The organism is Pseudoalteromonas sp. KS88, assembly GCF_004766475.1.
Classification (GTDB): Bacteria; Pseudomonadota; Gammaproteobacteria; order Enterobacterales; family Alteromonadaceae; genus Pseudoalteromonas.
This window is the reverse complement of sequence record NZ_PYHV01000031.1, coordinates 122434-134024: the sequence shown is the minus strand read 5'-3', so window position 1 is coordinate 134024 and position 11591 is coordinate 122434. Positions and strand designations below refer to the sequence as shown.

The following is an 11591-nucleotide window of genomic DNA, read 5'->3' as shown; positions in this document are numbered from 1 at the left end:
AACATAAGTACACCTAGCAATTTTGCTAGGTGTACTGTTTATTAAAATCAGCTAACTTGCGCTTTACTCCTAAGCTTTTGAAAAAGCCAGCTCAGGCCCACCAGCGATAAACCTAAGCCAATAAATGATATGGCTTTGAGTAAACCCGTGAGGCTTGCCATATCAATTAAAAACACTTTAACTATTACTGCACCAAGAATACCTAGCCCAACTTTTTGTAACAGCAGTTGTTGCTTTAAATGCCCTGAAATAACCACCAGCGCTCCAAGCATTAACCAAATAATCGAATAACTATATAATTCAGCATCACTGGTTGTTTTACCTAAGTAGATATAGGCACCTTGCCAATACTGGCGAATAAGTGCGGTAATTGCTATTGCAGTTAAAACACCCGCTACTGCCAATGTTATTTTACTAAGTTGGGCATTAATCGGTTTAACTAATTTAGCCAACCACAGCGCTAAAGCACTTGGAATTAACCACATCACTATTACCCAGTTAAACACAGGAGTTTCACCTACATACAAGGATGTTAGTAATGGATTTTCGTTAAGTGTAGTGTTTAACAGCAGTAGTCCAGCTAAAGCCGATAATATTAAACCTGCTATTGTGTATAGCTTACCCAACTGCCCTGCACTTTGCCCGCGATATAAATAAACACAACCTAATGTTAGCCAATTACAACTAAGTAATACTTGCTCATAAAAACTTAAAGAGCCAAGTTGTGGATAATGCCCAACTAATTGATAGCTTGTTTCAGTGGTGATAAATAAAGCCAAACAATGCAGTGCTGCCCCTTCGAGCCAAATTTTCATATCGGTTTTTTGCCATAGCTTTGCAGCAAACCAAAATAACCCAACAGCAATGGGGTAAACCACTATGCTCCAATGCATTGAAAGAAGCGTTAAATCTGTATAACTCTCTATCCAGGGTGCAAACGTTAAACGAGCTAAAACGCCAGCCACTAAGGCTTTAATAGGCCAATGTGGCATAGGGACGTTTTTGCGCTTTACTAAGTAGCTGATCACCAATACCTGAATAGCCAACGCAAGCGTGAGGCCACTATCAGCCAATAACATGGTTAAACACAAGGTGACATTAGCATTAGCACCAACCCAATAACTAAACTGCTGCCATTGGGTATGGGCATTGTGCGCACATTTGATCAAAACGCCACTGCCAAGCAGTAATAATACTGTCCATAATGAATACGCTACCGCTAAGTCTTGCTCTGAGGTTAAAGTGTAAAGTGTTGCTATTAATGCAAACAGACTAAAGGCAGCCACTAAGTGAAAGCTTAAGCGTTTATAATAACGCGCACCAAAATACAGCCCGTACACACAAAAACCTATACCGAGTAATAAACCAAGCCCATAGATATTTTTAAATATAAATAAATGGTCGTTACTACCAATAGTATAATTATGCTGAGTTACAACCAGTAAAACAGCAATTAGCAACGCTAAACCTTGCCATAGATCCCAACGGCTATTTTGCAGCACCAAAAATAGCAGCATGACGATTAAACACACCATCACAATTTGCCATTGTACACTCGCCATAGAGATGACGATTGTGAATAATAACGGCACCACAATCGCTAACAATAATGGGTGATCCGGCTGTAATTTTAATAAACGTTTTAAACTATGTGAGCGGTATTCCAGCAAACGCAAAGTAATACCTAAACGCATCATTGCAATTAAACCTATAACAGATAACAGTGCAAAAACACCGACAATCCAATATTGATGTGCGTTAATCACACTTAGTGCCACCCAATACCAGCCAACATGACCTGCCCAGAGTAAATACCATAACCAATTACGTTTTACTTTTTGCGCTACCAGCACAGCTGAAAGAGTGACGAAGCCAATATAGGTCAATAGTGCGACTAAATTACCGCTTCCGGTGTTAACCCACAAAGGCACGCTGTAAGCCCCTACAATACCTAATACAGCGAGTAGTGGCCCTAAACGCAGTGCCATTGAACTTGCCGTCAGCGCAATAACCGCCAACAACACAAAGGCAGTGGTAGGACTTAACATGCTGTAGCTTGAATAAGCGAGCAACGTCAATGCAAAGCAGCTAATAAAACCACCACCCGCCAAAGCTGCTGGAATATAATTATTGAATCCTTCAAAAACAACGCCTTTACGGTGTAAATACTCTGCAACCGTAATCAGCGAAATGCCAAACAGTCCGCCAAGGGTAAGCCTGAGGCTAGGAGATAATAAGCCAGCATCTAAGCTATATTTTGCTAAAAATATCCCACCAAAGGCCAGCGCGATACCACCAATCCATGTCATCCAGTTTTGTTGAAACTCGACTTTAAACTTTTTGATAAAAGCATCGACACGGGAAGAAGAGCGTTTTTTAGCGAGTGAGTGGGCAGCACTAGTTTGGTTTGCAAGAGCAGGCTTTGAGACAATGACATTAATAGGGTTAGCTTGCTCAACACGAGGTGAATCTGAGTGACCTTCTTCATTATTACTGACATCTTTTTGGTGTTCAGTAAAATCTCTTACAACGTATTGTGACTCTTGAATTGAGGTTTTTTTGACTATCTCATTTAATTGTTTTTTTAGAGACGCAACATCATGCTGCAACGCGCTTACTTTGGTTAACGCAATTAATCCTGCTATTGCACCAGCAATTACCACTAATGCGAATAAGACGATTAGTACTAACACACCATCCATTCTTCAATCCCTGACTAAGTCTATGCCTTCCTTTATATCGTAAACTTTAATAATTATAAACAGATAAAAATAATAAACGATTTAAAGTAGTTATTTCACTCTAGCAAAAAAATCCCTAAAAGCCGGCGATTATGTACTCCTTATTAATTTATATAAGCAATTAACTTAAATAAGTATTATGCTTTCGAGCGTCCGCTCTCAATGCAATATCTGACATGCTGAATAACGACATTTTTTATATAAAAACACATTATCGGCTTGTGCATCTCCACAACACACATGAGTAATCGTCAATTACTCAATAAAGCCCTTGCATTAGCGTGTAATTGGCAAATAATGGGGCTGATTATCACGGGATTGGAATGAGGACTAATGAACATGATACTAACAACGCAATGTGCCGATGATGTAGGTTTAATAGCTAAAATCACCGGGCTGTGCCACGAACATAATTTAAATATTACCCGCAATAATGAGTTTGTAGACAAAGACGCTAATCGATTTTTTATGCGTACAGAGTTGACCGGACAGCCTAGCGAAGACTTTATTGAGCAACTTGAATCTATTTTACCTAATGGGGCAAAGGTTACTTTACACAACGATGAAAAAACAAAAGTGGTGTTACTTGCCACCAAAGAGGCACATTGCCTTGGGGGCGTGTTACTCAAGCAATTTGAGCAAGCATTAAATATTGAGGTGCTTGCTGTAATAGCTAATTACGCTGATTTAGCACCGCTGGCAAAAGGTTTCAATGTGCCGTTTCATGTTGTCAGCCATGAAGGTTTAAGCCGTTTAGAGCATGATCAACAAGTGGGCGATTTAATTGCTAGTTACCAGCCAGATATTATTGGTTTAGCTAAATACATGCGGATATTGAGCCCTGAGTTTGTCGCTCGTTTTGACGGTAAAATTATTAATATTCATCACTCATTTTTACCTGCCTTTATTGGTGCAAAACCGTATCATCAAGCATTTGAACGTGGTGTTAAAATCATTGGTGCAACGGCACATTTTGTTAATAATGAACTCGATGAAGGTCCTATTATTATGCAAGACGTAACACATGTGAGTCATGCAAATACTGCTGAAATAATGGCGAAAATGGGTAAAGATGTAGAAAAAACAGTTTTCTGCAAAGCACTCCAATTAGCGTCTGAGCATAAGCTGTTTATAAATGGTAATAAAACGGTGGTGTTTAGCTAAATTAATAAGCTAAATTAATAAGCTAAATGAAGAGGCTATTTGCCTCTTTATTATTTAAGTTAAGATGCCGACTCAATAGGTTCTAGTTGTAATTTTGCTGCAATAAGTACAGCTTGAGTACGATTGTAAACGCCTAACTTTCTAAAAATTGCAGTAATGTGAGCTTTTACGGTTGCTTCAGAAATATGTAACTCATAAGCAATTTGCTTATTAAGTAATCCTTCGTGGAGATATTGTAAAACTTTATATTGCTGCGGGGTAAGCGATGCTACTTGTGCCGCAATTTCTTTATCTTCACCTTCGATTGTTGCCACTTTATCCTTGAGGTCAAGTGGTAACCATACATCACCATCAAGAATTTGATTGATTGCGCCAGCAATATCATCTGACGACGATGATTTAGGTATAAAGCCCATTGCACCATAGCTCATTACCTTGGATACAATATTAATATCTTCGCTCCCCGACACCACAGCGATAGGTAAGCTTGGATAATCTTCTCGGATACGAATTAGGCCGTATAAGTCGCCATTACCTGGCATGTGTAGGTCTAGTAATAAGATATCTAAATCTTCTTGCTCGTTAAGCACTTGCAATGTTGTATCAAAGTCGTCAGATTCAAATACTTCTAAATCAGCAAACTTAGTACTTAATGCCCCTTTTAGTGCTTCACGAAATAACGGGTGGTCGTCCGCTATTAAAAACTGACTCATGGTTCACTCCTAATAAATTCGGCTGTCATCAATTAGATGACAGCCGATATACTACGTTTAGAATCAACTTCTAATCAAGTTTTTAACGCATATTTAACGATTTAATCTATTCTCGATAAGTTCATCAACTACACTCGGATCAGCAAGTGTCGAGGTATCACCAAGCTGTTGGTGCTCATTGGCAGCGATCTTGCGTAAAATACGACGCATAATCTTTCCTGAACGTGTTTTAGGTAAACCCGGTGACCATTGAATCATATCTGGCGAGGCTATTGGGCTAAGTTCTTTGCGCACCCAATTACGTACTTCTTTAGTCAGTTCATCACTTACAGTTACACCTTCATTTGGTGTAATGTAAACATAAATACCTTGGCCTTTAATGTCATGCGGGAAACCAACTACAGCGGCTTCTGCCACTGCTTCATGAGCAACCAATGCGCTTTCTATTTCAGCGGTACCTAATCGATGCCCTGATACATTAAGAACATCGTCTACACGACCCGTAATCCAATAATAGCCGTCTTCATCGCGGCGACAGCCATCACCTGTAAAATATACACCTGGATAAGCTGAGAAGTAAGTTTGTTCAAAACGTTCATGGTCGCCATAAACTGTGCGAGCTTGTGAAGGCCAGCTATCCAAGATAACTAAATTACCGTCAACTGCGCCTTCTAATGTATTTCCTTCTGCATCAAATAATGCCGGAGCAATACCAAAGAAAGGACGCGTTGCTGAACCCGGCTTCATGTCTGTTGCGCCAGGTAAAGGCGTGATCATAATGCCACCGGTTTCAGTTTGCCACCATGTATCCACTATAGGACACTTTTCGTTACCAATTTGCTCGTAATACCATGTCCATGCTTCAGGATTTATCGGCTCACCGACTGAACCTAAAACACGTAGACTATCGCGTTTAGAGGTAGATGTAGGCTCATCACCTTTAGCCATCAGTGCGCGAATTGCTGTAGGTGCAGTATAAAGAATGGTAACGCTATGCTTGTCAACCACTTCACCCATTCGACCTGCAGTTGGATAAGTTGGCACGCCTTCAAATAAAACTTGTGTACAGCCATTAACGAGTGGGCCATAAGCAATGTAGCTGTGACCTGTGATCCAACCTACATCAGCGCTACACCAAAATACATCGTCTTCTTTTAGATCAAATACATATTCATGAGTCATTGACGAATAAACTAAATAGCCACCTGTGGTGTGTACTACACCTTTAGGTTGGCCTGTAGAGCCTGACGTATAAAGAATAAATAGCGGGTCTTCTGCATTCATTGGTTCTGGTGCACATTCAGCAGGTACATCTGCAACTAAATCATGCCACCACACATCGTGCTCATTCCAATCAACTTCACCACCGGTTAGTTGATGTACAACAACATGTTCAATGGTTGTTACAGACTCTTGGGCAACGGCTTCATCTACATTTGCTTTAAGCGGCACTGTATTTCCAGCACGACGACCTTCATCAGAAGTGATCACTATTTTAGCGCCTGAATCTTTAATTCTGTCGGCAATAGCTGAAGGTGAAAAACCACCAAACACAACTGAGTGAATAGCGCCTAATCGAGCACATGCTTGCATTGCATAAACGGCTTGCGGTGACATCGGCATATAAATAGCTATCCGATCACCTTTTTTAACGCCTAATTTTTTTAGACCATTAGCAAACTTTGCCACTTCATCATGCAGTTTCTGATAGCTAATATGCTCGCAATGTTCTGGGTTGTCGCCTTCCCAAATTAATGCAGTTTTGTCCGCTTTTGTCGCAAGGTGGCGGTCAATACAGTTGTATGAAGCATTTAACTCACCATCTTCGTACCATTTAATACTGATGTGGCCTTTATCAAAAGAGGTATTTTTTACCTTAGTATAAGGAGTAGACCAATCAAGTCGTTTGCCGTGTTCTGACCAAAAACCTTCAGGATCATCAATAGATTGCTTGTAAAGTGTGTTATATTTATCGTTATCAACTAAGGCTGCATTCTTGATATTTGCAGGAACTGGATAGATACTTTGTGACATAGTCGTCTCCATTTTTAATTACTTGCCAAAGGCCTACTCCAAGGATTACCCAGCAGCGTCAATGAAAGTATTAGACCTTAGTTGTAATACTATTTTTATAATTTAGCCATCACACTTGGTATATAACAGCTATGGCTTTGATATTCACCGTAATGAAGGTTAACTCCCCTGTTTTATCAAGTCTACCTGCGTGCCACCTTAGTCTAATAGACCAATAGGTAATTGAGTAAAAAGCGTACATCATCAAAAGTGACTTAAAAGTATAACAACTAAACCGAATAGGAAATAAATCATGGCAACAAAAACTATTTTACTTAAATCGCTCACTGCGGCTGCTGTTTTGAGTGCGCTTAGTACTGGCGCACACGCTGCAAAATTAGGCGACACAAATGTCAGCTACGGTGGCTATGTCAAACTTGATGCGATGTGGAGTGATTATTCAGACGGCGTACCTGCCGGTGGAAGTATTGGTCGTGATTTTTATGTACCTGGCACAACTCCCGTAGGCTCAGGTGTTGACAGTGATGCTGTATTTGATATGCATGCCCGTCAATCTCGCTTCTTTTTTGGTACTGGGACCAAGCTTGATAACGGCAAAGAAATAAAAACTAAAATTGAGATCGACTTTATCGCCTCAGCCCCAGGCGGCAATGAGCGAGTCAGTAACTCATATGCACCTCGTATTCGCCAAGCGTTTATCACCTATGACGGCTGGTTGTTTGGTCAAGCGTGGTCAAACTTTCAAAACGTGGGGGCTTTGCCTGAAACACTTGACTTTGTAGGCCCAGCTGAAGGCACAGTGTTTGTGCGCCAAGCTCAAGCGCGGTATACATCAGGTAATTTTTCATTCTCAATTGAAAACCCAGAAAGCACAATAACTGACGTGGGCGGCGCACGTGTTGCTACGGATGATGCCTCTCTACCTGACTTTACTGCACGCTACACAATGAACGCTGATTGGGGCCAATTTGTAGTAACAGGCCTTGCTCGCCAATTAACTTATAAACAAAATGGTATTGATGCTGATGAAACTTCGTTTGGTATTAGCGCATCAGGTAAGGTTAACATGGGTAAAAACAACCTTAAATTTATGCTAACCCAGGGGCAAGGGTTAGGCCGTTATGTTGGCTTAAACGCAGCACATGGCGCTGTTCTCGATGGTAACAACGACTTAGATGCCATTGATTCAACCTCTGGTTTTATTGCTTACCAACAACACTGGAACAGTCAGTGGCGCTCAACGTTCTTATATTCTTTTTTCTCGGCTGATAATAACAAAGATTTATTAGTTGTTTCTGGCAACCCAACAAAAGCAAGCCAAAGTTATAGCGCAAACTTACTTTATTCACCGATTAAAAAACTTACCTTCGGGGCTGAATTCAAACATGCTGAGCGTGAAGTAGAAAGTGGAAGCGACGGAGATATGAAGCGCTTACAGTTTTCTGTTAAGTACGCATTTTAAATTTACCAATTCTTTCCTAGTCCTATCCTAAAGCGACCTATGGTCGCTTTTATTTTGGTAAATAAAACAAAAACAAACAAATGCAATTGCAAACCATTATTATTTAGATTAAATTACGCATTAATTTGAACTTTATGGAATGTAATATGTCTGCCCCGCAATTTTTACGATTATCGAAACTCGCTATTTTCACCTCTGTAGCCTTGGGTGGGTTAGCCCATGCCTCGACTCAAAATAATACTGATGATTCAGATAAATCTCTTGAAAAAATAGCTGTCTATGGGCAACACCATAAAAACTACATAACCGAAGATGCGCAATCTGCTACCAAGCTGGGCCTAACAATTAAAGAAACCCCGCAGTCAATTTCTGTTATTTCGCGGGCATTGATGGATGATTTTTCACTTGATGATATTAATGCGGTTTTAGAAACCACACCGGGTGTAACTGTTGAACAAATAGAAACAGATCGCACTTACTTTAAAGCCCGTGGTTTTGAAATTACTAACTTTCAAACCAATGGCATGGGTACGCCGCAAGAGAGCGGTGCAATTCAAGGTACCCTTGATACTTCTATTTTTGAAAGCGTAGAGGTTGTTCGTGGCGCTAACGGTTTAATGACAGGTGCAGGTAACCCCTCTGCCACTGTAAATATGGTACTAAAAAAGCCAACTTATCAAACAAAAGTAAGTGCCTCTGCATCGTACGGCTCATGGGATAACAAACGAGTAGAGCTGGATGCATCGACTGCACTTACTGATGACCACGCGGTACGTGTTGCTTTCACTAAACAAAAAACAGATTCATATTTAGACCGTTACGAGCAAGATAAAACTATTTATTATTTTGCCTACGAAGGTCAATTAACTGCTAGTACGGTGCTATCCGTTAACTATGTAAATCAACAAAAAGACGCCGACAGCCCTCTTTGGGGAGCTTTACCGCTTTACTATACTGATGGGTCTGCAACAAATTTTGACGCATCAACAAGCACGGCTTCAGATTGGTCATATTGGAATAACTCCACAGAACAAGTGTTTGTTGCTGTTGAGCAAAGCATTACTAATACTTGGCTTTTAAAAGCAAGCTATGCGCATTTAGTCAATGAGCAGGACTCTGAATTGTTTTACGTTTATGGTACACCCGATCGCGAAACAGGCCTTGGCTTAACAGGTTATGCGAGTGAGTATGATCATAAAGATAAACACGATATTTTTGATTTATACGCCGCTGGTAAATTTAACCTATTTGGCATGGAGCACGATTTATCGTTTGGTGTAAACCAAGCAGATATGGATAACTATGACAAATCGCTTTACGACAACACAACTGGTAATGGCTTTCCTGCAATGCCAGAGCTTAGTGGTTGGGATGGTATTGCACCAGTGCCTACATTAAAGGATGGTTTAACTGGCGCTGATGTCACTAACAGACAACGCTCAGCCTATGTATCGACACGTATTCGTGCTAATGATTCATTGAGTTTATTAGCAGGTGTTAGCCAAGTGAACTGGCAGTCTGAAGGTGAATCATATGGTACAACTAAAGACAAAGACAGCGACAAAACCATTCCATATATTGGCACTGTCTATGATATTAACGAAAACTTCTCAGCTTACGCCAGCTATACAGAAACGTTTGTGCCACAAACCGAACGAGACACCAGTGGCGATTACTTAGATCCAATCACAGGTGAAAGCCGTGAAATTGGTTTAAAAGCCCAGCTTTTAGATAACGATTTGTTTGTTACACTCGCTTATTTTGACGCGAAGCAAGTTGGCCTAGCAGTTGCGATCCCAGGTTCAGCACCAGACGATACCCGCTATTATGGCACAGAAGGCATAAATAGTGACGGCTTTGAAGTTGAGTTAAGCGGTAAAGTTAGCGACACACTGAGTACTAGCTTCAGCTTTAGTAATATTAATATTGAGGGTGATGAGTTAGTTAAAAATTACACCCCAGAAACGCAATATAAACTTGCTGTTGCTTACAAGGTTCCTGAAGTTGATGGTTTAACCGCGGGTCTTAATTATCGCTGGCAAGATGATACCAAGCGTATTCAACCAGCAACTGCGCTTGGAGTAACACCCGTTACCAAGCAAGATGCATTTGGTATATTAAACCTGATGGCAACTTATGATATTACTGATAATGTTGGTGTTTCATTTAACCTGAATAATGTAACTAACGAGAAATACATTCACAGCCTATATTGGGCACAGGGTTATTACGGTGCACCACGCAACTACTCAATCTCAGTTAATTGGCAGCTATAAGCTAAATTGCTAAAGCAAAAAACAAAAAGCCGCTAAACAATTAAGTTTAGCGGCTTTTTATTGTTAAGTGCGGGTCAAATCGCGCTTACTCTTTATAACTCGTCTTCAGCAATTAAGCCTGCATCTTCACCATCTTCTGGTTTAATTTCAGCCTTAAGAAGTAACAGCTCGCGCAGTTTACCTTCAATCTCATCTGCAATTTCAGTATTTTCTTTTAAAAACTTAATTGAGTTAGATTTACCTTGGCCCACTTTGCTGCCATTGTAGCTGTACCATGCACCAGCTTTTTCAACAATTTTGTGTTTAACACCCAAATCGATTAGCTCGCCATGCTTAGAAATACCTTCACCATACATGATGATAAATTCAGCTTGTTTGAATGGAGGTGCTACCTTATTTTTAACCACTTTTACGCGGGTTTCATTACCAACAACTTCATCGCCTTCTTTGACTGAGCCAATACGACGAATATCTAAACGCACTGATGCGTAGAATTTAAGTGCGTTACCACCTGTTGTTGTTTCTGGGTTACCAAACATGACACCTATTTTCATACGAATTTGGTTAATGAAAATACAAAGTGTATTTGAACGCTTGATGTTACCAGTTAACTTACGTAATGCTTGAGACATTAAACGTGCTTGTAAACCCATGTGCGAGTCGCCCATGTCGCCTTCAATCTCAGCTTTTGGTGTTAATGCTGCAACAGAATCGACAATCACAACATCAACAGCACTTGAGCGTACTAACATGTCACAAATTTCTAGCGCTTGCTCACCCGTATCTGGTTGCGATACTAAAAGGTCATCAATGTTCACACCCAGTTTTTGCGCATATACAGGGTCAAGTGCATGCTCAGCATCAACGAATGCACACGTTTTACCTTCTTTTTGCGCTTGAGCGATAACTTGTAGCGTTAAAGTCGTTTTACCTGATGATTCAGGACCATACACTTCAACAATACGGCCCATAGGTAAACCACCTATGCCTAATGCGATATCGATACCTAGTGAACCTGTTGATACAGCTTCAATGTCTAGTGCCTTATTATCACCCAATTTCATAATTGAGCCTTTACCAAATTGACGCTCAATTTGTGATAAAGCAGCATCTAACGCTTTTTGTTTGTTATCGTTCATTTCGTTCTCCAAATCCGGCTAATGCAGACAAGTATACTGTATGAAATCACAGTATCAAGTTA

At 40.4% G+C, this 11591-nt stretch carries 7 protein-coding genes; 3 read left to right on the top strand and 4 right to left on the bottom strand.

The features are described from left to right. Positions 1-47 precede the first annotated feature (47 nt). On the bottom strand, positions 48-2702 hold the full coding sequence (locus C7Y70_RS18530) for a DUF2339 domain-containing protein (RefSeq protein ID WP_135476419.1): 2655 nt from the start codon (positions 2700-2702) through the stop codon (positions 48-50). Between the two features lie 372 nt (positions 2703-3074). Here C7Y70_RS18530 and purU point away from each other — a divergent pair, with 372 nt between their 5' ends. Beyond that, a complete protein-coding gene (gene purU, locus C7Y70_RS18525; protein WP_135476417.1) occupies positions 3075-3905 on the top strand; it encodes a formyltetrahydrofolate deformylase in 831 nt (276 codons plus the stop codon). Between the two features lie 59 nt (positions 3906-3964). On the opposite strand, the gene C7Y70_RS18520 is transcribed toward purU, so the two are convergent. Continuing rightward, positions 3965-4618, bottom strand: a complete 654-nt coding sequence (locus C7Y70_RS18520; RefSeq protein ID WP_135476415.1) for a response regulator transcription factor — start codon at positions 4616-4618, stop codon at positions 3965-3967. A gap of 93 nt (positions 4619-4711) precedes the next feature. After that, a complete protein-coding gene (acs, locus tag C7Y70_RS18515) occupies positions 4712-6652 on the bottom strand; it encodes an acetate--CoA ligase (protein ID WP_099294983.1) in 1941 nt (646 codons plus the stop codon). A gap of 292 nt (positions 6653-6944) precedes the next feature. On the opposite strand from acs, the gene C7Y70_RS18510 reads away from it, so the two are divergent. Both C7Y70_RS18510 and C7Y70_RS18505 read left to right on the top strand, forming a co-directional pair. Further along, entirely contained in the window at positions 6945-8114 is a 1170-nt protein-coding gene (locus C7Y70_RS18510) for a DcaP family trimeric outer membrane transporter (RefSeq protein ID WP_099294984.1), read from the top strand. 146 nt (positions 8115-8260) lie between these two features. Then, entirely contained in the window at positions 8261-10390 is a 2130-nt protein-coding gene (locus tag C7Y70_RS18505) for a TonB-dependent siderophore receptor (protein WP_135476413.1), read from the top strand. A gap of 92 nt (positions 10391-10482) precedes the next feature. Here the strand turns inward: C7Y70_RS18505 and recA are convergent, their stop codons facing one another. Further along, positions 10483-11529 carry a recombinase RecA gene (recA, locus tag C7Y70_RS18500; protein WP_099294986.1) on the bottom strand — a complete coding sequence of 349 codons (1047 nt, stop codon included), beginning with the start codon at positions 11527-11529 and terminating at the stop codon, positions 10483-10485. Positions 11530-11591 lie beyond the last annotated feature (62 nt).

Excerpts from the sequence above, each read along its gene's own strand:
- C7Y70_RS18530 (WP_135476419.1), bottom strand. The coding sequence starts at position 2,702 with ATGGATGGTGTGTTAGTACTAATCGTCTTATTCGCATTAGTGGTAATT.
- purU (WP_135476417.1), top strand. The coding sequence starts at position 3,075 with ATGAACATGATACTAACAACGCAATGTGCCGATGATGTAGGTTTAATA.
- C7Y70_RS18520 (WP_135476415.1), bottom strand. The coding sequence starts at position 4,618 with ATGAGTCAGTTTTTAATAGCGGACGACCACCCGTTATTTCGTGAAGCA.
- acs (WP_099294983.1), bottom strand. The coding sequence starts at position 6,652 with ATGTCACAAAGTATCTATCCAGTTCCTGCAAATATCAAGAATGCAGCC.
- C7Y70_RS18510 (WP_099294984.1), top strand. The coding sequence starts at position 6,945 with ATGGCAACAAAAACTATTTTACTTAAATCGCTCACTGCGGCTGCTGTT.
- C7Y70_RS18505 (WP_135476413.1), top strand. The coding sequence starts at position 8,261 with ATGTCTGCCCCGCAATTTTTACGATTATCGAAACTCGCTATTTTCACC.
- recA (WP_099294986.1), bottom strand. The coding sequence starts at position 11,529 with ATGAACGATAACAAACAAAAAGCGTTAGATGCTGCTTTATCACAAATT.